This window comes from Roseovarius sp. B08 (assembly GCF_051417955.1).
In the GTDB taxonomy this organism is placed as follows: Bacteria; Pseudomonadota; Alphaproteobacteria; order Rhodobacterales; family Rhodobacteraceae; genus Roseovarius.
Window position 1 is genome coordinate 4,051,654 of sequence record NZ_JBPRLW010000001.1, and the last position, 23,986, is coordinate 4,075,639.

16 protein-coding genes and 3 pseudogenes are annotated in these 23,986 nt (G+C 66.4%); 13 read left to right on the forward strand and 6 right to left on the reverse strand.

Going from position 1 to position 23,986, the window contains the following annotated elements:
• Positions 1-42: 42 nt before the first annotated feature.
• Positions 43-2,841, forward strand: a complete 2,799-nt coding sequence (polA, locus tag ACSQ76_RS20640) for a DNA polymerase I (protein WP_437158031.1) — start codon at positions 43-45, stop codon at positions 2,839-2,841.
• 301 nt (positions 2,842-3,142) lie between these two features.
• Entirely contained in the window at positions 3,143-3,268 is a 126-nt protein-coding gene (locus tag ACSQ76_RS20645) for a hypothetical protein (RefSeq protein WP_261391446.1), read from the forward strand.
• Between the two features lie 151 nt (positions 3,269-3,419).
• Here ACSQ76_RS20645 and ACSQ76_RS20650 read toward each other — a convergent pair whose 3' ends face one another.
• On the reverse strand, positions 3,420-4,001 hold the full coding sequence (locus ACSQ76_RS20650) for a DUF1285 domain-containing protein (RefSeq protein ID WP_437158032.1): 582 nt from the start codon (positions 3,999-4,001) through the stop codon (positions 3,420-3,422).
• Positions 4,002-4,070: 69 nt separating this feature from the next.
• Here ACSQ76_RS20650 and ACSQ76_RS20655 point away from each other — a divergent pair, with 69 nt between their 5' ends.
• The 4 genes and pseudogenes from ACSQ76_RS20655 to ACSQ76_RS20670 all read left to right on the forward strand — a co-directional run bounded on the left by ACSQ76_RS20655 (position 4,071) and on the right by ACSQ76_RS20670 (position 10,770).
• Entirely contained in the window at positions 4,071-5,078 is a 1,008-nt protein-coding gene (locus tag ACSQ76_RS20655) for an AAA family ATPase (RefSeq protein WP_437158033.1), read from the forward strand.
• Positions 5,075-5,953 (forward strand): DUF58 domain-containing protein, encoded by an 879-nt coding sequence (locus ACSQ76_RS20660; protein WP_437158034.1) that lies wholly within the window; start codon positions 5,075-5,077, stop codon positions 5,951-5,953. Before ACSQ76_RS20655 ends, ACSQ76_RS20660 begins: the two co-directional genes overlap by 4 nt.
• Positions 5,950-8,725 (forward strand): annotated as a pseudogene (locus ACSQ76_RS20665) (DUF4159 domain-containing protein). Before ACSQ76_RS20660 ends, ACSQ76_RS20665 begins: the two are co-directional and overlap by 4 nt.
• A complete protein-coding gene (locus ACSQ76_RS20670; protein ID WP_437158035.1) occupies positions 8,722-10,770 on the forward strand; it encodes a hypothetical protein in 2,049 nt (682 codons plus the stop codon). Before ACSQ76_RS20665 ends, ACSQ76_RS20670 begins: the two are co-directional and overlap by 4 nt.
• Before the next feature lie 167 nt (positions 10,771-10,937).
• Here ACSQ76_RS20670 and ACSQ76_RS20675 read toward each other — a convergent pair whose 3' ends face one another.
• On the reverse strand, positions 10,938-11,297 hold the full coding sequence (locus ACSQ76_RS20675) for a hypothetical protein (RefSeq protein WP_306127431.1): 360 nt from the start codon (positions 11,295-11,297) through the stop codon (positions 10,938-10,940).
• A gap of 145 nt (positions 11,298-11,442) precedes the next feature.
• On the opposite strand from ACSQ76_RS20675, the gene ACSQ76_RS20680 reads away from it, so the two are divergent.
• The 6 genes and pseudogenes from ACSQ76_RS20680 to ACSQ76_RS20705 all read left to right on the forward strand — a co-directional run bounded on the left by ACSQ76_RS20680 (position 11,443) and on the right by ACSQ76_RS20705 (position 17,732).
• A complete protein-coding gene (locus ACSQ76_RS20680) occupies positions 11,443-12,882 on the forward strand; it encodes an FAD-linked oxidase C-terminal domain-containing protein (protein WP_437158036.1) in 1,440 nt (479 codons plus the stop codon).
• Positions 12,883-12,926: 44 nt separating this feature from the next.
• Positions 12,927-14,063, forward strand: coding sequence for a glycolate oxidase subunit GlcE (gene glcE / locus ACSQ76_RS20685; protein ID WP_437158037.1), 1,137 nt, complete (start codon positions 12,927-12,929; stop codon positions 14,061-14,063).
• Positions 14,064-14,118: 55 nt separating this feature from the next.
• Positions 14,119-15,405: a glycolate oxidase subunit GlcF gene (gene glcF / locus ACSQ76_RS20690; protein WP_437158038.1), complete on the forward strand. Its 1,287-nt coding sequence runs from the start codon at positions 14,119-14,121 to the stop codon at positions 15,403-15,405.
• Positions 15,406-15,486: 81 nt separating this feature from the next.
• Positions 15,487-16,299 (forward strand): trypsin-like serine peptidase, encoded by an 813-nt coding sequence (locus tag ACSQ76_RS20695; RefSeq protein ID WP_437158039.1) that lies wholly within the window; start codon positions 15,487-15,489, stop codon positions 16,297-16,299.
• A gap of 3 nt (positions 16,300-16,302) precedes the next feature.
• Positions 16,303-17,124, forward strand: a complete 822-nt coding sequence (locus ACSQ76_RS20700; protein WP_437158040.1) for a trypsin-like serine peptidase — start codon at positions 16,303-16,305, stop codon at positions 17,122-17,124.
• A 141-nt stretch (positions 17,125-17,265) separates the two neighbouring features.
• Positions 17,266-17,732: pseudogene (locus ACSQ76_RS20705) on the forward strand (Hsp20 family protein).
• Between the two features lie 253 nt (positions 17,733-17,985).
• Here ACSQ76_RS20705 and ACSQ76_RS20710 read toward each other — a convergent pair.
• The 4 genes and pseudogenes from ACSQ76_RS20710 to ACSQ76_RS20725 form a co-directional block, all read right to left on the reverse strand.
• Positions 17,986-20,003: pseudogene (locus ACSQ76_RS20710) on the reverse strand (vWA domain-containing protein).
• A complete protein-coding gene (locus tag ACSQ76_RS20715) occupies positions 20,000-20,536 on the reverse strand; it encodes an RNA polymerase sigma factor (RefSeq protein ID WP_437158041.1) in 537 nt (178 codons plus the stop codon). The pseudogene ACSQ76_RS20710 and the gene ACSQ76_RS20715 overlap by 4 nt, the downstream one beginning before the upstream one ends.
• A gap of 143 nt (positions 20,537-20,679) precedes the next feature.
• Positions 20,680-21,564, reverse strand: coding sequence for a dihydrodipicolinate synthase family protein (locus ACSQ76_RS20720; RefSeq protein ID WP_437158042.1), 885 nt, complete (start codon positions 21,562-21,564; stop codon positions 20,680-20,682).
• An 8-nt stretch (positions 21,565-21,572) separates the two neighbouring features.
• Positions 21,573-23,051, reverse strand: coding sequence for an NAD-dependent succinate-semialdehyde dehydrogenase (locus ACSQ76_RS20725; protein WP_437158043.1), 1,479 nt, complete (start codon positions 23,049-23,051; stop codon positions 21,573-21,575).
• Positions 23,052-23,134: 83 nt separating this feature from the next.
• On the opposite strand from ACSQ76_RS20725, the gene ACSQ76_RS20730 reads away from it, so the two are divergent.
• A complete protein-coding gene (locus ACSQ76_RS20730) occupies positions 23,135-23,923 on the forward strand; it encodes an alpha/beta hydrolase (protein WP_437158044.1) in 789 nt (262 codons plus the stop codon).
• The last annotated feature ends 63 nt before the right edge of the window (positions 23,924-23,986 follow it).

A 23,986-nucleotide genomic window follows, 5' to 3' on the forward strand; every position in this document is an offset into this window, starting at 1 on the left:
GGCGTGAGATACGTAACCCGACAGCAAGGAAAGGCGCGGCACATGGCATTCGGCAAGGGACATCACCTGCACCTGATCGACGGGTCGGCCTTCATCTTTCGCGCCTACCACGCCCTGCCGCCGCTGACACGCAAGTCCGACGGTCTGCCCATCGGCGCGGTCTCCGGCTTCTGCAACATGCTTCAGAAATATGTCGAGGACAGCACCGGCGCCGACGCGCCGACCCATGTCGCGGTGATCTTCGACAAGGGCAGCCACACCTTCCGCAACGACATGTACGCCGCCTACAAGGCCAACCGAGAGGAAATGCCCGAGGATCTGCGCCCGCAGATTCCGCTCACCCGCCGCGCCACCGAGGCCTTCAACATCGCCTGCAAGGAAATGGAAGGGTATGAGGCCGACGACATCATCGCCACCCTTGCCGTCCAGGCCCGCGACGCCGGCGGGCGCGTCACCATCATAAGCTCCGACAAGGACCTGATGCAGCTTGTCGGCGGCGGCGTCGAAATGCTCGACGCGATGAAGAACCGCCGCATCGACCGCGAAGGCGTCGAGGAGAAATTCGGCGTCGGTCCCGAGCGCGTCGTGGACGTGCAAGCTCTTGCGGGCGACAGCATCGACAACGTTCCCGGCGCCCCCGGCATCGGCATCAAGACGGCAGCGCTCCTGATAAACGAATTCGGCAGCCTCGAAGAGCTTCTCGACCGCGCTGGCGAGATCAAGCAGCCCAAGCGCCGCGAGACCCTGATCGAAAAGCGCGAGCAGATCGAACTCAGCAAGAAGCTCGTGCAGCTCGACTGCGCCACCCCGCTCGATTTCACTCTCGAAGACCTCGAGGTGCGCGATCCCGATCCCGACACGCTGCTGGCCTTCCTGACAGAGATGGAGTTCCGCACCCTTACCAAGCGCATCGCCGACGCGCTGGAGGTCGACGCCCCCGCCATCCCCGAGCCCGCCGCGCCAGCAACAGGGGAAGACAGCGCCCCCGACTGGCCCGCCATCGACCCCTCGAAATACGAGCGTGTGTCGAACATGGACGCGCTGCAAACCTGGATCGAGCGCATCACCGCCCGCGGCTATGTCGCGATCGACACCGAGACGACCTCGCTCAACGAGATGCAGGCCGATCTTGTCGGCATCTGCCTCTCCATCGACCCGGGCGAGGCCTGCTACATCCCGCTAGGCCACAAGGACGGCAATGCCGACGACCTCTTCGGCTCCAATACGCTGCTCGACGGGCAGATCCCGATGCAACAGGCGCTCGGCGTCCTGAAACCCGTGCTCGAGGATCCGTCGATCCTCAAGATCGGGCAGAACATGAAATACGACACCAAGATCCTGGCCCGCTGCGGCATCGCCATGGCGCCCATCGACGACACGATGCTCATGTCCTACGCGCTCTATTCCGGGATGCACGGCCACGGCATGGACACGCTCGCCGAACGCTACCTGTCGCATACCTGCATCCCCATCAAGGGCCTTCTGGGCACTGGCAAAGCCGCCATCACCTTCGACCGCGTGCCGATCGACGAGGCGGTAAAATACGCCGCCGAGGATGCCGACGTCACCCTGCGCCTCTGGCACAGCTTCAAGCCGCAGCTGCACCGCGCGAAGGTCACCACCGTCTACGAGACGCTCGAACGCCCGCTTGTTCCGGTGCTGGCACAGATGGAACGCAACGGCATCAAGGTCGACAAGAACACCCTGTCCCGCATGTCCGCCGCCTTCGCCCAGAAAATGGCCGGCCTCGAAGCTGAAATCCACGAGCTTGCGGGCGAAAAATTCAATGTCGGCTCCCCGGCGCAGCTGGGCGACATCCTCTTCGACAAGATGGGGTTGCCGGGGGGCAAGCGTGGCAAGAACGGCAAGTATTCCACGCCTGCGGATGTGCTCGAGGATCTGGCCACCGAACACGACCTTGCCGCCCGCGTGATGGATTGGCGCCAGGTCAGCAAGCTGAAATCCACCTATACAGACGCGCTGCAAGACCATATCGACCCGGAAACTGCCCGCGTGCACACCTCCTACGTGCAAACCGGGGCCAGCACGGGCCGCCTCGCCTCGACCGATCCGAACTTGCAGAACATCCCCATCCGCACCGAGGAAGGCCGCCGCATCCGCGAGGCCTTCGTGGCCGAAGAGGGCAACACCCTCGTCGCACTCGACTATAGTCAGATCGAGTTGCGTATCCTCGCCCATATCGCCGATATCCCCGCGCTCAAGGACGCCTTTCGCGACGGTCAGGACATTCACGCCATGACCGCAAGCGAGATGTTCGACGTCTCGATGGACGACATGACGCCCGAAATCCGCCGCCGCGCCAAGGCGATCAATTTCGGCGTGATCTACGGCATCTCCGGCTTCGGTCTCGCCCGCAACCTGCGCATTCCCCGCGCCGACGCCCAGGCCTTCATCGACCGCTATTTCGAACGCTTCCCCGGTATCCGCACCTACATGGACGACACCGTCGCCTTCGCCAAGGAGCACGGGCACGTCCAGACCCTCTTCGGCCGCAAGATCCACACGCCCGAGATCGGCGCCAAGGGTCCCCGCGCCGGGTTCGCCCGCCGCGCCGCGATCAACGCGCCGATCCAGGGCACTGCCGCCGACATCATCCGCCGCGCGATGATTCGCATGCCCGACGCCATCGAAGGCCTGCCGTGCAAAATGCTGCTCCAGGTCCACGACGAACTGCTGTTCGAGGTGACGACTGGTGACGAAGACAAGGTGATCGACGCCGCCCGCAGGGTGATGGAAGAGGCCGCCCGCCCGGCACTGCATCTTGACGTGCCGCTGGTGGTCGACGCCGGTTTCGGCACCAACTGGGCCGAAGCGCACTGAGACATGCAAAACGCCTGGGAACCAGGCACGCCGCTCCGGAATCATGCGCCCGCGCATTAGGGCGATTGCCGCGTCGGGAAAGCAGATTTTCAAAGGCGAATTGCAAAAGTAACACAGTTGCAACAGCGCAAAACCTGATGAAAATCGCGGAATCCCGCTCAAAAAGGCGTTTACGTGATAAAAATGCTGTCCTAGAAGCCATAGCAGCCGGAGATTCGCGTTTTTGCGCAAGCTCTTGTGTTGACAACAAATCGCGTTCAAACACAGTATCGGGCGCGTGACATGGAAGGAATTTGTTCACATGAAAAACAAGATCGCAATGATTGCTGCTCTCATCGCAACCGTCGGCCTGGCCGCCTGTGCACAGCAACAACAAGAAGAAGTCGTGGTTCCGGTTGAGCCTGAGCCCGTAACGACGAAGTACTAATCTTCGACGTCTTCCCGGGTCGGGGCATGGCACCTTCGGGTGCCCACTTCGACCCGGGATACCCATCTTCATGACCGAAACGACCAATCCGCCTGATGCTCCGCGCATCGGGTTTTTTTGCGTCTTGTAACGTCGCGAATTCCGCCTGCGCTCACTCCGCTGGCAGGTCTTCTGACGGAATCATCGGAAAGAACACCCCGTCCGACCGCACCCCGAACCAGCCATCCTCGTGCACGCCCAGATCCACCAGCCGGTAGAACGACTTGCGGTCGATAAGCGCCTCAAGCCCCGCCCTCACGTGCAGATAAGGTGACGGCTCTCCCGTGTCGGGGTCACGCTCCACGCGAATGGGGTTGTCCGCCCCCGCCAGAACGTGGTCCTCCACATTCGTCACGAAGACCAGCATCTGCGCCGCTCCTTCGCCTTCCGCCTCGAAATCCACCGCCACGAACGGCGCGTCCTCCACCACGATGCCGACCTTTTCCACCGGCGTGACAAGGAAATAGCGATCGCCCTCCTTCTTCAGGATGGTCGAGAACAGCCGCACAAGGCCCTGCCGCTGGATCACCGTGCCTTCGTGGTACCATGTCCCATCCCGCGCGATCCGCATATCGATCTCGCCGGTAAACTCCGGGTTCCACAGGTGCACGGGTGGCAGGCCCTTGCCGCCTTCCCTGCGTGCCGTTTCGGCAAGGCTTTCCGCTGACGGGGTTGTGACCGATTTATTGCTCATTGCTTTTGCCATTTTGCTTGTGCGCGATACACTCTACCCAAGCGATATAGCCCATACCGGAGTTTTGCCATGACCGACGACGCCGACCTGCTGGCCGGGATCGAAGCCCTCGAAGACAAGCTGGCCCAGGCCCGCGCCTCGATCACCCGCCGCTTCATCGGGCAGGAACGGGTCGTCGACCTGTCGCTCTCGGCGCTGCTCTGCGGCGGGCATGGCCTGCTGGTGGGCCTGCCCGGCCTCGGCAAGACCCGTCTGGTCGAAACGCTCAGCGTCGTCATGGGACTTGATTCGAACCGGGTGCAGTTCACGCCCGACCTGATGCCCGCCGACATTCTGGGGTCCGAGGTGCTGGAAACCGGCGCCGACGGCACCCGCGCGTTCAAGTTCATTCCCGGCCCGATCTTCTGCCAGCTTCTGATGGCCGACGAGATCAACCGCGCCAGCCCCCGCACCCAGTCCGCGCTCTTGCAGGCGATGCAGGAACGCCAGGTTTCCGTCGCCGGCGAGGACCGCCCGCTGACCCCGCCCTTCCATGTGCTGGCGACGCAGAACCCCATCGAACAGGAAGGCACCTATCCCCTGCCCGAGGCCCAGCTTGACCGCTTCCTCGTACAGATCGACGTGCCCCATCCCGACCGCGACACCGAGCGCGCGATCCTGCTCGCCACCACCGGCGCGACCGAGGATGTGGCGCATCAGGTCTTCACCGCCGAAGACCTCATCGGCGCGCAGACCCTCCTGCGCCGGATGCCCGTGGGCGAGGCGGTAATGGAACAGATCATCGACCTTGTCCGCGCCTTCCGACCCGACGACGCCACATCCTCCGAAACGGTGCGCGAAAACGTCGCCTGGGGTCCCGGCCCCCGTGCCGCGCAGGCGCTTATGCTGACCGTCCGCGCCCGCGCCATGATCCAGGGCCGCCTTGCCCCCGATGCCGACGATATCGCGGCGATGGCGCAGCCCGTCCTGACCCACCGCATGGCGCTCAACTTCGCCGCCCGTGCGCGCGGTGAAAACCTCGACGACCTCATCGCCGCCACCGTCGCCCAAGTGACGAGGACCGAGGCCGCCGCTTGACCCAGATCGCCCCTCTTCGCGCCCGGTCCGAGGCCGAGGCCGCCCGCTTTCCCGCGCTTCTGGCGCGGGCAGAGCATCTGGCGGGGACCGTCCTGCTGGGCGAACACGGCCGCCGCCGCGCGGGCATGGGCGACGATTTCTGGCAATACCGCCCGGTTCAGGCCGGGGACGAACTGCGCCATATCGACTGGCGCCGCTCCGCCCGCTCGGACACGCAATTCCTGCGCCAGCGCGAATGGCAGATCGCCCAAAGTGTCACCCTCTGGGTCGACGGCGCCGCCTCCATGCGCTTCGCCTCCGATGACAGCCTGCCGCAAAAAGCCGACCGCGCCCGCCTGCTGTCTCTGGCCATCGCCATCCTTCTCAATCGCGCAGGCGAGCGCATCGGGCTTTCCGGCGCCGACCTGCCCCCCCGTCGCGGCGACGCTCAGATCGAACGCCTCGGCATGGCGCTTGGTCAGGACGGCCCCGACGACTACGGCGCGCCCCAGACGACCGGGATGCTGTCGCACGGTCGCGCGCTCTTCCTGTCGGATTTCCTTGGTGATCTCGACCCGGTGCGCAACGCCCTGACCGCCGCCGCCGACCGCGGCGTGCGCGGCGTGCTCTACCAGATCCTCGACCCGGCCGAGGAAAGCTTTCCCTATCGCGGCCGCACCATCTTCGAATCGGTTGGCGGCACCATGGTGCACGAAACCCTCAAGGCGTCGGAACTACGAGACCGCTACCTTGAACGCCTCGCCGCCCGCAAAGACGCCCTGCGCCACCTCTGCGCCACCACCGGCTGGCTCTACGGTACGCATCACACGTCGGATTCCGCGCAATCCGCGCTCCTGTGGCTCTACAACGCGTTCGACGGGGGGCACGGACGATGATGATCGGCCCCATCGGTTTCGCCGCGCCCTGGCTTCTGGTGGCGCTGGCCGCGCTGCCCATCCTGTGGCTGATCCTGCGCGCCGTGCCGCCCGCGCCCATCCGCCGCCGCTTCCCTGGCGTGGCGCTTCTGCTGGGCCTGCGCGACGACGACAGCGTGTCGGACCGCACGCCCTGGTGGCTTCTGCTCCTGCGGATGCTGGCCGTCGCCGCCGTCATCATCGGCCTCGCCGGTCCCATCCTCAACCCGCAGGACCAGGCCCAGGCCAATCGCACCGGCCCCATGCTGATCGTGCTCGATTCCAGCTGGGCCAGCGCCCGCGACTGGCCCGCGCAGGAAGACCTGCTCGACTCCCTGCTTGCCGAGGCCGGTCGCAACGCCCGCCCCGTCGGCATCCTGCAACTTTCGGACCCCGAAACCCCGGTCTTCAGGTCCGCCGATTCCTGGCGGACCCGCCTCACCGGCCTGGCCCCTTCCGCGTGGTCGCCCCGGCCCGACGCCTTCGAGGACGCCGCCAACCTGCTCGGCGACGAGGATTTCGAAACCCGCTGGTTCTCCGACGGTCTTGCCCGCGACGGCCGGCAGACCCTGCTCGACGCCCTTCAGGATCGTGGCCCCGTCACCATCCACGAAAGCGCCGTGCCGATCTACGCCCTGACCCCGGCTGTGGTCGAGGACGAGGCCCTGCGCCTCACCGCCACGCGCGCCAATCCCGGCCCCGCCCGCGACATCACGGTCGAGGCGCATGGCCGCGATCCCTCCGGCGCCCAGCGCCTTCTGGCGACACAGGACATGACCTTCGAGGCAGGCACCAAGGAAGCCACCACGCTCCTCTCCCTCCCCGCAGAACTCCGCGCCCGTCTCACCCGGTTCGAAATCGGCGGCCAGTCCCATGCCGGTGCCGTCACCCTGACCGACGACAGCCTCAAGCGCCGCGAGGTCGCCCTGATCGCCGGCCGTGAAGACCGCGAAGGCCTCGAACTGCTCTCGCCGCTCCACTACCTCGAACAGGCGCTCGAACCCACCGCCGACCTGCTCGACGGCAGCCTCAGCGACGTGCTGCCCGCCAACCCCGATGTGGTCGTGCTGGCCGATGTCGCCACGCTCTCGGGCGCCGAACAGGCCGACCTGCTCGACTGGACCGACCGCGGCGGCATGCTCCTGCGGTTCGCAGGCCCGCGCCTCGCCGCCTCGGACGTGTCGCGCAGCGACGAAGACCCGCTGATGCCCGTCCGCCTGCGCGCCGGGGGGCCGCTCCGTCGGCGGCGCCATGAGCTGGGGCGAACCCAAGCAACTGGCGTCTTTCCCCGAATCCAGCCCTTTTTTCGGCCTCGACGTGCCGGACGACGTCACCGTCACCGCACAGGTCATGGCCCAGCCCGACCCGACCCTCTCCGAGCGCGTCATCGCCCAGCTCAGCGACGGCACGCCGCTGGTGACCCGCAAGCGCATCGGCGCGGGCCAGGTCGTGCTGTTTCACGTCACCGCCAATGCCGAATGGTCCACCCTCCCGCTCTCGGGCCTCTTCGTGCAGATGCTCGAACGCCTCGCCATCTCCTCCAGCCTCGCCCTGCCCGATCTGGCCGAGCTTGAAGGCACCACCTGGCAACCGGTGCAGGTCCTCTCCGGCTTCGGTGTGCTTGAAGACGCCGGCAACCTGCCCGGTGTCGACGGCACCCGCTTTGTCGAGGATGCTCCCGGTCCAGATTTCCGCCCGGGCCTTTATGACGGTCCCGACCGGCGCCTCGCGCTCAACGTCCTGCCCGCAGGCGCCACGCTCACCCCGGTGACCTGGCCCGCCGACCTCACTGTCGTCGGTCTCGAGCGCCCGCCCGAAACCGCCCTGGGCGGCTGGCTCCTGGCCGGGGCGCTGTTGCTGCTGATGGCCGATATCCTCGCCTCGCTGGCGCTTTCGGGCCGCCTCATGCCCGCCCGCGCCACTCTGTCCGCGCTGCTTCTGGCGCTCCTGCTCAGCCCGCAGATGGCCGACGCCCAGGACGACACCATGACCGAGGCCGACGAAAAGGCCCTCATGGCCGCGTCCGAGGTCGTGCTCGGCCACATCATCACCGGCGACAGTAGTCTCGACAACGCCGCCCAGGCCGGCCTGCGCGGCCTTGGCGAAACCCTCTTCTTCCGCACCTCCGTGGAACCGGCAGACCCGGTCGGCGTCAATCTCGAAACCGACGAGCTTTCGGTCTACCCGTTCCTCTACTGGCCCATCTCTCCCGATCAGCCGATCCCGTCCGAAGAAGCCTACGTCAAGCTCAACGAGTACCTGCGCACCGGCGGCATGATCCTGTTCGACACGCGCGACGCAAATGTTGCGGGCTTCGGCGCCTCCTCCCCGGCGGGCCGCAAGCTGCAACGCCTCGCCCGCCCGCTCGACATCCCCCCGCTTGAGCCCATCCCCGAGGACCACGTGCTCACCCGCACCTTCTACCTGCTGCAGGATTTCCCCGGCCGCCACACCGGCCGCTCCGTCTGGGTCGAATCCGCGCCAGCGGACGCCGAACAGGTCGAGGGCATGCCCTTCCGCAACCTCAACGACAACGTGACGCCCGTGGTGATCGGCGGCAATGACTGGGCCGCCGCCTGGGCCATGGACGAACGCGGCAATCCGCTCTTCCCCGTGGGCCGCGGCTTTGCCGGGGAACGCCAGCGCGAACTGGCCTACCGCTTCGGCGTCAATCTCGTGATGCACGTGCTGACCGGAAACTACAAATCCGACCAGGTGCACGTGCCCGCCCTTCTCGACAGGCTTGGCCAATGACCGGCAGCATCGTTTTCGAGCCCCTCCTGAACCCCTGGTTCATCGCAGCCCTGGCCGGCATGATGATGGCCGGAACCGCGCTCGCCATCTGGCGCGGCCTCTCGGGCTGGCCTTTCCGCGCGCTGGCCGGGCTGGTGGTCCTCGCCGCCCTTCTGGACCCCGTCTACCAGGCCGAGGACCGCGAACCGCTGACCGACATCGTCCTGATGATCGAGGATGAAAGCGCCAGCCAGATGCTTGGCGACCGCGCGGCCCTGACCCGGACAACCGCCGACGATCTTGCCGCTCACATCGCCGCGCGCGACAACACCGAACTGCGCCGCATCACCGTCCCCGACGGCGCCGACAACACCGGCACACAACTGATGACGGCCCTGTCCGAGGCGCTGGCCGAAGAACCCCGCGCGCGGATCGCCGGCGCGATCGTCCTGTCGGACGGCCGCCTGCACGATCTCGACCGCGCCCCCGACATGCCCGCGCCCCTCCACCTGCTGCACACCGGCCGCGAAGAGGACTGGGACCGCAAGCTGGTGGTCGAAAACGCCCCGGCCTTCGCCATCCTGGGCGAGGAAATCCAGATGACCCTGCGCATCACCGACGACGGCGCCGCGCCCGAAGGCACCACAACCGTGCCCGTCGACGTTTCGGTCGATGGCGAGGAACCGCAGCGTTTCAACGTCCCCCTGAACGAGGATATCGACCTGCCCCTCCGCCTGCCCCATGGCGGTCGCAACGTGCTGCAATTCTCCACCCCCGCCGTCGAGGGCGAACTGACCGACCGCAACAACACCGCGCTCGTCCAGATCAACGGCGTCCGCGACCGTCTCAGCGTGCTTCTGGTGTCGGGCGAACCCCACGCCGGCGGCCGCACCTGGCGCAACCTTCTGAAATCCGACAGTTCCGTCGATCTCGTCCACTTCACCATCCTGCGCCCGCCCGAAAAACAGGACGGCGTGCCGGTCCGCGAGCTTTCCCTTATCGCCTTTCCCACCCGCGAGCTCTTCCTCGAAAAAATCGACGATTTCGACCTCATCATCTTCGACCGCTACAAACGCCGCGGGATCCTGCCCTCGCTCTATCTCGATAACGTGCGCAACTACGTCGAAGGCGGCGGCGCGGTCCTGATCGCCGCAGGGCCGGATTATGCCGCCGCTGACAGCCTCTACCGCACCCCGCTCGAGCCGATCCTGCCCGGCCGCCCCACCGCCCGCGTGCTCGAGGAACGCTACAGCCCCTCGATCACCGACCTGGGCCAGCGCCATCCCGTCACCTCGGGGCTGGAACAGGAGTTCGGCGGCGAATGGGGCCGCTGGATGCGCCAGATCGAGGTCGAGGAAACCTCCGGCGACACCGTCATGACCGGCGTCGGCGAGCGGCCCCTCCTGACCCTCGACCGCGTCGGCGAAGGCCGCGTGGCGCTCTTGGCCTCCGACCACGCCTGGCTCTGGAACCGCGGTTTCGAGGGCGGCGGCCCGCAACTGGAACTCCTGCGCCGTCTCGCCCACTGGATGATGAAGGAACCCGAACTGGAAGAAGAGGCCCTCTGGGCCGAGGCCACCGGTCAGCAGATGCGCATTATCCGCCGCTCGCTCGAAGACACCGTCGGCCCGGTCACCATCACCACACCCGACGGCGAACAGATCGAGATGGACCTCGAAGAAGTCGCCCCCGGCCGGTTCGAAGCCCTCTTCGACGGCCCCACCATCGGCCTCTACCGGCTGGAAAACGGCGAACACAGCGCGGTCATCGGTCTCGGCCCCGCCTCTCCGGTGGAATTCGAGAACACGATTGCCGACACGGAAACACTGGACCCTTACATCACCGAGACCGGCGGCGGCATCCACCCGCTGGCCGACGGCCCGCCCCGCCTGCGCACGGTGCGCGAAGGCCGCGCCATGTCGGGCCGGGGCTGGATCGGCCTTCTGGACCGCGACGCCTACCAGACCCGCTCGGTCACGCAGACGCCACTCCTGCCCGCCTGGCTGGTCCTGCTCCTCGCAGCAAGCCTTATCGTCGGCGGCTGGCTTCGCGAAGGCCGCCAGTAATCCCGCTCCGCTTCCTCTGGCCCAAAATATCCCCGCCGGAGGCTCCCACATTCGCCGCACGCGACACGCCCGGATAACCCCGTCACGCCGCCACAGGCCGCCGAGGCGTCGGACGCAAGTCCGACCCCGAGACAAACCTGTACGCGCCCGAGGGCGCGTCCCTTTTATCAGGGTTGCAACGCCACGCGTTTCTGCGATCCGGACCAGCCGTCGACCGAACAGCGCGCCCGCACGAAAATCTCGCGCGTCCCGTCCGGGATCACCACACCGCTCAGCGACCGGGTGAACGGCTGCTCGTTCACGTGTGGATGCATCAGCTCTCGATAGCCCAGCCGGTTGCCCGCCGCGTCCAGGACTTCCCAGCCATCGGCATAATGGTCCCAACCGCTGTCCGGATGGCGAATCGTCACGTGGATGTTCCACACCATGCCCGCCTTTTCGACGGTCACGTCCAGAACCTGCGGCTCGTCGCCGAAGGCCGGTGCGGCCAGCAGCGCGGCCAGGAAAAATGCAGCGAGTCTCTTCATGTCTGTTATTATACGCAAGCCGCAGAGCACATGCACTCACAACCGCGTGCCGTGCAAACAGTTCCTGTGACCGCGTCACGGATGCCGCACTTGCGGGCAACAGAAATTGGTTATATTATCTTACCAATTCTCCGGGAGGAACGCCATGGATATGCCAAAGCCCAATCCGACCATCCTTGCCCGCAAGTCGCAACTGCTCGACCGGCTGGCCTCGTTCCTCCCGCGCGAGGCCCTGATCCACGATCCGTCCGAGACCCGCGCCTATGAATGCGACGGTTTGACGGCCTACAAATGTCCGCCGCTGGCCGTGGTCCTGCCCGCCTCCACCTGGGAGGTTTCCGAGACCCTCAAGGTCTGCAATGAACTGGGCGTGCCCGTGGTACCACGCGGCGCCGGCACCTCGCTCGCCGGCGGCGCGCTTCCGACCGAGGACAGCGTCATCATCGGCGTCGCCCGCATGTCCGAGGTGCTGGAAACCGACTACGACAACCGTTTCATCCGCGTGCAGACCGGGCGCACCAACCTTTCCGTCACCGGCGCGGTCGAGGAGGACGGCTTCTTCTACGCCCCCGACCCGTCCAGCCAGCTGGCCTGCGCCATCGCGGGCAACATAGCAATGAACTCCGGCGGCGCGCATTGCCTGAAATACGGCGTCACCACCAACAACCTCATGGGCGTCACCATGGTGCTGATGGACGGCACCGTCACCCAAATCGGCGGCGCATATCTCGATGCCGCCGGGCTGGACCTTCTCGGTCTCATCTGCGGCTCCGAAGGCCAGCTTGGCATCGTCACCGAGGCGACCCTGCGCATCCTGCACAAACCCGAGGGCGCGCGCCCGGTGCTGATGGGCTTCGATTCCTCCGAGGTCGCGGGCCAGTGCGTGTCGGACATCATCAAGGCCGGCGTCCTGCCCGTGGCGATCGAGTTCATGGACCGCCCCTGCATCCGCGCGACCGAGGCCTTCTCAGGCGCCGGCTACCCCGATTGCGAGGCGCTTCTGATCGTCGAGGTCGAAGGTTCCGACGCCGAGATCGACGAGCAACTCGAAACCATCATGGAGATCGCCCGCAGCCACGACCCCGTGGAGCTGCGCCAATCCTCGTCCGACGACGAAAGCAAACGCATCTGGCTGGGCCGCAAGTCCGCCTTCGGCGCGATGGGCAAGATCAACGACTACATGTGCCTCGACGGCACCATCCCGGTCAACGAACTGCCCTACGTGCTGAAACGCATCGGCGAGATGTCCAGGGAATACGGCCTCGACGTCGCCAACGTCTTTCACGCGGGCGACGGCAACATGCACCCGTTGATCCTGTTCGACGCCAACAAGGAAGGCGACCTGGAACTCTGCGAGGATCTGGGCGCCGATATCCTGAGACTGTGCGTCGAAGTCGGCGGCTGCCTCACCGGCGAGCACGGCGTCGGCATCGAAAAGCGCGACCTGATGCTGCATCAATACGACCCGCCCGATCTGGAAATCCAGATGGCGGTCAAGGACGTGTTCGATCCCAAGTGGCTCCTGAACCCGGCCAAGGTGTTCCCGCTCGCATCATCCGACACCCGCCGGATCGCGGCTGAATGACCATCCCGGGGCGCTGCCCCGGACCCCGGAGTATTTTTGGAACGATGAAAGCCCTTGCCCCCACTTCCGAGGCCGAACTGGCCGAGATGGTCGCCTCCGCCTCCGAGCCCCTGCGAGTCATGGGCGGCGGCACACGCCCCATCGGCGTACCGGTCAACGGCCAGCCGCTGACAACGTCGGGCCTCTCGGGCGTAACCCTCTATGAACCCGGCGCTCTGACGCTGGTGGTCCAGGCAGGCACTCCCGTCGAAGAGGTGCGCAAGACCCTGGGCGCAGAAGGCCAGCGCCTCGCGTTCGAGCCGATGGACCATCGCGGTCTTCTGGGCACCACCGGCGAGCCCACCATCGGCGGCGTCTTTGCCGCCAACGTCTCGGGCCCCCGCCGCATCCAGGCCGGCGCCGCGCGCGATTTCCTGCTGGGCGTGCGCTTTGTCGACGGGCAGGGGCAGGTCACCCGCAACGGCGGTCGCGTGATGAAGAACGTCACCGGCTATGATCTGGTCAAGCTCATGGCGGGCAGTTACGGCACCCTCGGGGTGCTGACCGAGGTGGCGCTCAAGGTGCTGCCCAAGTCCCACCTTACCGCCACGCTCACATTGGACGGGCTCGACGACACCACCGCCGTCGCCGCTCTCTCCCGCGCGCTCGGCTCGCCCTTCGAGATCACCGGCGCCGCGCATCGCCAGACCGAAAACGGCCCGCAGACCTGCCTGCGCATCGAAGGCTTCGAAAAATCCGTCGCCTACCGTGCGGGCCGGATCCAGACCCTTCTGGCCGACCTCGGTGCCGCCGAGATCGAAACCGACCCGGACACCAACGCGAGCCTCTGGCAGGACATCCGCGATGTCGCCTGTTTCCATGACGGGCCGGGGGATGTCTGGCGACTGTCCGTCAAACCCTCCGACGCGCCCGGGATCGTCGCCCAGGTCGATGGGGCCGAGGCGCTTTACGACTGGGGCGGCGGGCTCGTGTGGCTGCGCGTGCCGCAGGACACCCGGGGCGACACCATCCGCGCCGCCGTGAACGCCGCCGGCGGCCACGCCACGCTCATCCGCGGCAACCCCGCCGGCGGCGTGTTCCAGCCGCTCTCGCCCCCTGTCGCCGCGCTTCAGGACGGGCTGCGCGCCCGCTTCGACCCGCGCGGCATTCTCAACCCCGGCCTGATGGGCCGCGCCGCGTGACGGTCACGCCCATCCTTCGCCCCGCCCTCGCACCGCTGAGTAGATTGCCAACCGTATGAAAACCGAATTCACCGCCGAACAGCTCGAATCCCCCGCGATCCAGCGCTCGAACGAGATCCTGCGCTCCTGTGTGCATTGCGGTTTCTGCACCGCCACCTGCCCCACCTACCAGGTCCTCGGCGACGAGCTCGACAGCCCCCGCGGCCGCATCTACCTGATCAAGGACATGCTGGAAAACGACCGCGACCCGGACCGCGAGACCGTGAAGCATATCGACCGCTGCCTGTCGTGCCTCGCCTGCATGACGACCTGCCCCTCGGGCGTGCACTACATGCACCTCGTCGACCACGCCCGCGAATATATCGAGGCCCGCTACAAGCGCCCGATGTTCGAGCGTGCCCTGCGCTGGACGCTCGCGCGCATCCTGCCCTACCCAAACCGGTTCCGCGTCGCCATGCTGGGCGCCAAGATCGCCAAACCGTTCAAATGGGCCCTGCCCGACGCCCGCCTGCGCGCCATGATCGAAATGGCCCCCAAAACCATCCCGCCGGTCAGCCGCAATGACGACCCGCAAACATTTCCGGCCAGGGACAAACCCGTGAAACGCGTCGCCCTGATGACCGGCTGCGCGCAAAAGGCGCTCAACGCTGACATCAACGACGCCACCATCCGCCTGCTCACCCGGCTGGGCTGCGAGGTGGTGGTGGCCAAGGGCGCCGGCTGCTGCGGGGCGCTGACGCACCATATGGGCAAGACTGGCGAAAGCCATGCGACAGCCGCGCACAACATCCGCGCCTGGACGGCCGAGATGGACGGCGACGGGCTGGATGCCATCGTCATCAACACCTCCGGCTGCGGCACGACGGTCAAGGATTACGGCCACATGTTCCGCACCGAGCCGCTGGCCGAGGACGCCGCCCGCGTCTCGGACATCGCCATGGACGTCTCGGAACTCCTGATGCAACTCGACCTGCCAGAGGGCACGCCCAGGAACACCCGCGTCGCCTACCATGCCGCCTGTTCGCTCCAGCACGGCCAGCAGATCAAGACCCATCCCAAGACCCTGCTGAAAAAGGCGGGTTTCGAGGTGGTCGAACCGGCCGACGCACATCTTTGCTGCGGCTCGGCGGGCACCTACAACCTGATGCAGCCCGCCATCTCCAAGCAGTTGAAAACACGCAAGGTTCAGACGCTCGAGGCCAAGTCGCCCGACATCATCGCCGCCGGCAATATCGGCTGCATGATGCAGATCGGCTCGGGCACCGGCGTGCCCGTGGTGCACACCGTCGAACTGCTCGACTGGGCCACCGGCGGGCCGAAACCGCCCGCGCTGCGGCAATAACCCCGGGCCAGCCCTATTTTCGACATATTGCGCCGGTAGCACGCTGTCAAATCAAGCGAGGCACCCGGTTTGTTCAAGAGCATGCGTTTCACAGGGCTGGTCATTGCCCTGCTCTGGTCCATGTCGTCCGCATCCGCGCAGAATGCGGTGCTCCAGCGGCTGGACACCACCGATGACGGCCGCGAGTGGCAGGCCGTGGGCCGTATCGACATTGGCGGCAACGGGTTCTGCACCGGCGCGCTGATCGCGCCCGATCTGGTGCTGACGGCCGCGCACTGCCTGTTCGACGCCACGACCGGCAAGCCCGTCGACACCCAGCAGATCGAGTTCCTCGCCGGCTGGCGCAATGGCCGGGCCACGGCCTATCGCTGGGTCCGTCGCGCCGTGGTGCACCCTGACTACGATTTCTCCAATCGGATCGACGCCGCCCGCGTGCGCAACGACATCGCCCTGCTGGAACTCCACCATCCCATCGCCAAGTCCGGCGTCGCCCCGTTCCTGACCGACACGCAGCCGCGCAAGCACGAACGTATCGGGCTGGTCAGCTATGCCCGCGAACGCTCCGAGGCGCCCTCGCTCCAGGACATGTGCCAGGTTCTGGAAAAGCGCAGCGGCGTGCTGGTCATGTCCTGCGACGTCGATTACGGCGCGTCCGGCGCCCCTGTCTTCACCTTCGAGGACGGCGCCCCCCGCATCGTCTCCGTGGTCTCCGCCATGGCCGAGATCCATGGCAAGAAGGTCGCCCTCGGCGCCTCGCTCGACCGCCCCCTCGCCATGATGCGCGACGCGCTCGAAGGGGGCGCCCGCCTGGAAAACCAGGCCCGGTCCGAGATGTTCTCGACCGGCCAGAACCGCGACACCGGGGCGAAATTCGCCTCGCCCGACATGGATTGATCCATGGCCTGGCTGGTTTCGCTCCTCACTCTGCTCTTCACGCTTGCACTGCCCGGCCTGGCCCCCGCCAGCGATCTCATACGCCTGACCAACCGCGAAGACCTTCTGGGTTGGGAGGCCGTGGGCCGCATCGACCTCGGCCAGGACAGCTATTGTACCGGCACCCTGATTGCCGACAACCTCGTGCTGACGGCGGCGCATTGCGTCTTTGACAATCGCGGCGCGCCGGTCCTGCCCGAGCGTATCGTCTTCCGCGCCGGGCTGCGCGACGGGGCGGCCATCGCCGCACGGAACGTCAGCCGCTATGTGGTGGCCGACGGCTATCGCCCCACTGACGGAATGTCCGCCGCCAATGTCCGCCGCGACGTTGCCTTGCTGGAGCTCAGCGTCCCCATCCCCACCGCCACGGCCAGCCCCTTTGCGCTGCACCACAATCCCACGCGGGGCGACGACGTCAGCGTGGTCTCCTACGGCCGCAAGCGCGACGACGCCTTGTCCTGGGAACGTCAGTGCGATGTGCTGCGCCGTGGGCAGGGCCTGATTTCCTTCAACTGCAACGTGACCTTCGGTTCCTCCGGCGCGCCCGTCTTCTCCGACGGCGGCTACCGTGCCCGTATCGTCAGCCTCGTCGTCGGCGGCCACAGGACCGAGCACGGCACCACCATCGCATACGGCATGGAACTGCCCGACGCGGTCGCGGCGCTCAAGCGCAAGCTGCGCGCGGAGGCGTCCGGCACCCCCGCGACCGCCAGCACCGGCTTTCGCAAGGTCGACATCACCCGTGGCGGCAAAGCCTCCGGCGCCCGCTTCGAGAAATTTCAGTGATTTCAGCCTTGCCGGGGGTCTTGAAACCGGCTTTTTCCCTCCCCAGATAACGGTCGTCCGACGCCGCATCGCGGGTCGGCGGAAACCGCCTGTCCCGGTTGGGAAGGCATCCACATAGGTATCGCTCAACGGAGGATTCCAATGCGTAACTTTGATCTTGCCCCGCTTTACCGGGCTTCCATCGGGTTTGACCAGATTGCCGACATGATGGACCGCGTCCTCGCCGGTGACGTCAATCACCCCACCTATCCCCCTACAACATCGAAAAGACGGCCGACGATGCCTACCGCATTTCAATCGCCGTCGCCGGCTTCAGCGATGACGAACTGTCCGTCGAGCTGCGCGAAGGCGCCCTGATCGTCTCGGCCCGCAAGGCCGAAGAGGACGGCGAACGCACCTACCTGCATCGTGGCATCGCCACCCGCGCCTTCGAACGCAAGTTCCAGCTGGCCGACCACGTCAAGGTCACTGGCGCGACCCATGCCGACGGCATGCTGCATATCGAGTTGGTGCGCGAGGTGCCCGAGCGGCTGAAGCCCCGCCGCATCGAGATCGCCAGCGGCACATCCACCCACAAGGATGTCGTCGACGCCGAGACCGTCAACTAAGCGACGCTTCATTTCATAAGAAACGCCCCGTGGCCTCCACGGGGCGTTTTTTGTTTGGGGCCGCGCTGTCGTCGACCCCCGGGGTGGCGATCCGTCATTCCTTCTACGCACTTTATCGCAGCCAAATCCGCCGGACTGTCGAACCGAGGGCGAAGAGCAGCCAAATCGCCGCCCCCTGGGTGGGGTCATGCCGGAGGCATGCTTCCAGCATGACGATAGCGCGGCGGCCTTCGGCCTCGATACCGCGCTGCACCTACCGCGACAGGCTCTCCGCCAGCCGCATCAGCTGCACCGCCTCGGCCCGATACCCGAACGGGTCTTCCCCCTTCGCGCCGTTGGCCAGAGCAATCGCATCCGCATAGCCCCAGTCTCCCAGGTACGTCTCCCCGCGCAGCAACTGACCGAACCCCGCAATCGCCGCAGCGAACCGCGCATCCGCACCGGCCTCGCCTTCCTCGACGATGGCCTGCTCGATCAGCCGGCTCTCGTCCTCGCCCGGCGCCTTGTACCGCAGCTTGAAATATCCAAGCTCGCCAGCATCCCCGCGCACCGCCTCTGCCGCACCATAGCGCAGCGGGTCACTCATCTGCGCGGGCGAGCCCACCGGCGTGATCTCGTAAAGCGCCGTCACCTGGTGCCCGGCCCCGATATCGCCCGCATCCACCCGGTCATTGTTGAAATCCTCACGTCGCAAGGCGCGTGTCTCGTACCCGATCAGCCGGTACTCGACCACCGCCGCCGGGTTGAACTCCACCTGGATCTTCACGTCATCGGCAATCGGGTAAAGCGCCCCGCTCACCTGATCCACCATCACCTTCTGCGCCTCGCTCAGCGTGTCGATATAGGCCGCCTGCCCGTTCCCGTTCTGCGCCAGCGCCTGCATCGTCGCATCATCCAGGTTGCCGCGCCCGAACCCCATCACCGACAGGTAGGTACCGCTCTCGCGCTGATCCGCGATATAGTCCTTCAAGGCCTCCGGGTCGCTGATCCCCACGTTGAAATCCCCGTCCGTCGCCAGGATCACCCGCGACACCTCGCCCTCCGCGCCCATCTCTCCGGCCAGCGCATAGGCCTGCTGCAATCCCGCCTGCCCGGCGGTCGAGCCTCCGGCCTCCAGCCGGTCCAGCGCGCCCAATATCGTCTCCCGCTCCGTCGCCGCCGTCGGCGCCAACGCCTGCCCGGCACTGCCCGCGTAGGTGACAATCGCCACGCTGTCCCGTTCGCTCAACTGCGGCAGCATGAGCGCCAAGGACTGCTTCAACAGCGGTAGCTTGTTCGCCGCCTGCATCGACCCGCTCGTGTCGATCAGGAAGACAAGGTTCAGCGGCGGGCGGTCCGCCATCGGGGGCACCTCGCCCTGGATCGCGATATGCACCAGCTGCGTGTCCGGGTTCCACGGCGTGTCCGTCACGCTCACCGTCGGCTCGAACGGCGCCTCGCCTTCGGGCGCGGCATAGTCATAGGGGAAATAGTTCACCATTTCCTCGATCCGCACCGCCTCCGTCGGCGGCAGGAAACCGGCTCGCAAGGAAGACCGCACCGTACCATACGATGCCGTATCCACGTCGATCGAGAAAGTCGAAACCGGCTCTTCACTCGTGATTTTCAGCGCGTTCGGCTCCGCCTCGGGAAACGCCTCGGTATCGCTTTCGGACAAGTCCGTCACGCCATCCACGTCCGGCTGCGCGATCCGTCCGACCGGCGTCGTGTTCGCCGCGCTCCCGGCATATCCCTCCGCATCGGACAAGGCCTGCGACTGCATCGTCTGCGGGGCCATCTGCCTCTGCTTTGCAACGCCTGACTCCGGTCGATCCACCTGGGGCTCCGGCGCAGGCCGTGGCGCCTCGACCTCCGGCGCGGGCTCTGCCGGGGCGACGTCCAGCGCCATCTGCTCCGCCGCCTCCCGCGCAGGCGCTTCCCTGCGCACGCCCATGTCCGCCAGACCGTCATCCGCTTCGGTCATCACCGGCTGCGCCCCCGCAGCGCCGGCGCGTTCTGCCAATCCGGCACCACCACGACCATCCCCAGCGCCACCAGCGCCGTCGTTGCCGTCAGCGCCCCGCGCGTATTCATCCGCATCAACATGTCCCTCACTCCTCTGACAAGGCCCTTTCTCGGGCGATCAGAGGTTTGACGGGCACCATCCCGCGCCTCTTGGAGATCGGCGAAATTTTTCCGCGCCAAGGCCAGATCCGCCGCCTTCCTGTCGGCATCCGGCTTCGGCGTCGCGGCCCGCATCATGGCCTTCAGATCGTCGAGGTCGTCGCTCATGCGTCCTCCTCTCGCGCGCGCATCGCGCGCAGATGTTTCTTGGCCTCCGAAACGCGCCACCCCACCGTGCCGCCCGAGATGCCCAGCACCTCGCCGGCTTCCGCATGGCTCATGTCGTCCAGCACCAGCGCCAGCGTGTCCCGCAATTCCTCCGGCAGGGCCCGCATCGCTTGCGTCAGCCAGCCCACCGCCTCGGCCACCTCCGCCTCCGCCGCCCGCCGGTCCACTTCCCAGTCGCCCCAGCCTTCCGCGTATCTCGCCCGCACAGCCGCCCTGCGCCGCCGGTCATGGGCCGCATTCACCACCACTCGCCACAGCCAGGTGGTGTACCTCGACGCCCCACGAAAGCCGCCCAGCTTTCCCGGCAGCGCCGCGCACACGTCCTGCGTCAAATCCTCCGCCTCCGCCCTCGCGCCTGTCAGTCGGAATGCCAGCCGGAACACGGCATCATAATGCCGCTCGACCAAGGTCGAGAAGGCCGCCGCATCGCCATCGGCGGCGGCTCGGGCCAGGGTTTCGTCGCTGACTGTCATGCGCATCACGATTGTAGGACGCCGCCCAAGCGTCAATTCTTGGCGACGCGCGAAAAAATTTCACGCCTTCAAAGCGGGTGTAGGGTGGGATTTCATCCCACCTTGACGGGCTTCCATCCCCCCTCGGCAGGATGTCATCCCGTCTACAGAGCCCCGACCCGTTCCAGCACCGCCTTCAACTCGGCCCGGCCCGCATCGCTCAACCCGTCCTGCGGCGGCAGCGGTTCGCCCACGGCATACCCCTGCAACTCCAGCCCACCCTTCACGCAGGCTGCAAGATTGTACTTCGCGAACGCCTGGTTCAGCGCCCACAATTCGCGCTGCAACTCCATCGCCGCCTGATACTGCCCGACCTTGCACAGCTCATACAGTTTCACACTCTGCTTCGGCACGATGCACGCGGGCCCGGCCATCCAGCCCTTGCCCCCGATCAGCATCACGCAGGCCGGGATATGTGCCGAGGCGGCGAAGATATCGAGCTTGTCACCCACCCGGTCCATGATCGACAACAGCCGCCCGGTGTTGCTCGACGCATCCTTCAGGCAACGGATGTTCTCCACCTCCGCCAGCTCCGCGATCAGCGACACGCTCAAGTCGCTGCGCTGGAAATTGGGATTGGTGTAGATCACGATCGGCAGATCCACCGCCGCCGCAACGGCGGTAAAATAGTCCTTGATCCCCGCATCGCTCACCGGGAAGTACGCCTCGAGTACAGCGAGTATCCCATCACAGCCCATCGCCGCGAATTCCCGCGCCTGCCGCACGGCCTCTTGCGTCGTCGTCGCCGCGACACCCGCCACCACCGGCACCCGGCCTCTGGCGGCCGCCACGACCGTCTCGACGATATCGCGCTTCTGCGCCCAGCTGAGATAGGCGAACTCTCCCGTCGACCCCAGTGGCGTCAGCCCGTGCACCCCCGCCTCGATCAGGTCGTCACAAAGCCGCGTCAGCACCTCGCGGTTGACCCGGCCTTCGCCATTCAGCGGCGACACCAGGTAGGGAAAGACCCCGTGAAACCCGTTCTCCATGCCGCGCCTCACACGCTCATGCAGACGTATTTCATCTCCAGGAAATCCTCGATCCCGTGATGGCTGCCTTCCCGGCCCAGCCCCGACTGCTTCACGCCGCCGAACGGCGCGACCTCGGTCGAGATGATGCCGGTGTTCACCCCCACGATCCCGTATTCCAGCGCCTCGGCCACCTTGTAGACCCGGCTCAAATCCTTGGCGTAGAAATAGCTGGCAAGGCCAAAGATCGTGTCGTTCGCCATGGCGATCACGTCATCCTCGTCCTCGAACTTGAAGAGCGGCGCCAGCGGCCCGAACGTCTCTTCCTGGCTCACCTTCATGTCCTGCGTCACGCCCGTCAGGATCGTCGGCTTGAAGAAGTTGCCGTCCATCTCGCCATCCGCACCCCCAAGGATCACATTGCCGCCCTTGGCCTTGGCATCCTCGATATGCTCCACCACCTTCTCGGACGCTTCCGGGTTGATCAGCGGCCCCAACTCGGTGCCCTCCTCCAGCCCGTCGCCGACCTTCATCTGGCTCACCCGGTCCTTCAGCTTCTCGGCAAAGGCATCATACACACCCGCCTGCACATAGATCCGGTTAGCGCAGACACAGGTCTGCCCATTGTTGCGGAACTTGCACATGATGGCGCCTTCCACGGCGGCATCCACATCGGCATCGTCGAACACGATGAAGGGCGCATTACCCCCCAGCTCCATCGAGCATTTCATCACCTGGTCGGCAGCCTGCCGCAGCAGGATGCGCCCCACTTCGGTGGACCCGGTAAAGGTCAGCTTGCGCACGTTCGGGTTCTCGCAGAACTCCTTGCCGATGTCCGAGGACCGCGACGAGGTCACGATGTTGAACACCCCCGCCGGGATCCCCGCCCGCTCGGCCAGCACGCCCATCGCCGTGGCCGACAGGGGCGTCTCCGCTGCCGGACGACCCACGAAGGCACAGCCCGCCGCCAGCGCGGGCGCGGCCTTGCGCGTGATCATCGCGTTCGGGAAATTCCACGGCGTGATGGATGCCGCCACCCCGATGGGCTGCTTCAGCACCATGATCCGCTTGTCGCGCTGGTGGCCCGGGATCATCTCGCCATAGACCCGCTTGGCCTCCTCGCCAAAGAACTCGATGAACGACGCGCCATAGGCGATCTCGCCCTTGGCCTCGGCCAGTGGCTTGCCCTGCTCGGCGGTCAGGATCGTGCCCAGGTCCTCCTGGTGCTCCATCATCAAGTCGAACCACTTGCGCAGCACCGCGGCCCGCTCCTTGCCGGTCCACTTGGCCCATTCCTTCTGCGCCTTCGCGGCTCCCGCGATCACATCAGCCACCTGCTTGCGGTCCAGGTCCGCCACGTTGGCGATCACGTCCCGTCGCGCCGGGTTCACAACCTCGAAGGTCGCGCCGTCCGCGCCGTCGATCCACTCACCCCCGGCATAAGCCTTCTCGGCCAGCAGGTCGGGATCCTTCAGCAGCGATTTCAGATTGGTGGCAGTATCGAGCATGACGCATCCTCCGGCAAAAACTGTTGCTCATGGCAAAGCATCTGGGGCACGGAATGTCTAGGGCCAGACCAAAGGAGAAAATCATGAAACTGGACGACGCCTACGCCAACGTCCCCCACATCCCCGGCGGCGAGGATTACCCGCCGCGCTGGGCAGCGGAAGCGGCAGCTTTCCGCGAGGCGCGCACGCCAGGGCGCGACAAGCACGACCTGCCCTACGGCGATACACCCCGCCAAGCCTACGATATCTTCCGCCCCGAGGTCACACCCAAAGGCACCCTCATCTTCGTCCACGGCGGCTACTGGCTCCGCTTCGACCGCAGCTACTGGTCCCACTTCGCCACCGGCGCGCTGGCCCGGGGATGGTCCGTCGCCATGCCATCCTACGACCTTTGCCCCGACGTCCGCATCTCCGACATCACCACCCAGATCGCCCGCGCGGTAGAGACGATCGCCGCCGCCGAACCCGGCCCCCTCGCCCTTGCCGGTCACTCCGCCGGCGGCCACCTCGTCTCGCGCATGGCCCAGCCCGGCCTCCTGCCAGGCGATGTCACGGACCGCATCACCACCATCACCCCGATCTCGCCGGTCTCCGACCTGCGCCCGCTCCTGCAGACGTCGATGAACGACCGGTTCCAACTGACACAAGACACCGCCGTTGCCGAAAGCCCCGCACTCATGACCGACCGCCTCGCCATCCCCACCCACATCTGGGTCGGCGCCGAGGAACGCCCCGTCTTCCTAGACCAGTCCCGCTGGCAGGCCGACGCCTGGTCCTGCCCTCTGCGCATCGACGCAGGCCGCCATCATTTCGATATCATCGACGCCCTCAAGGGCCCCGCCAGCCCGCTGATGCAAGACATCCTCGGTTGACCCACACCCAGCTTTTTCTCGCCGCAACCCGCCGCGCCACGAGCCCGACGCGAAGGCCCTGCG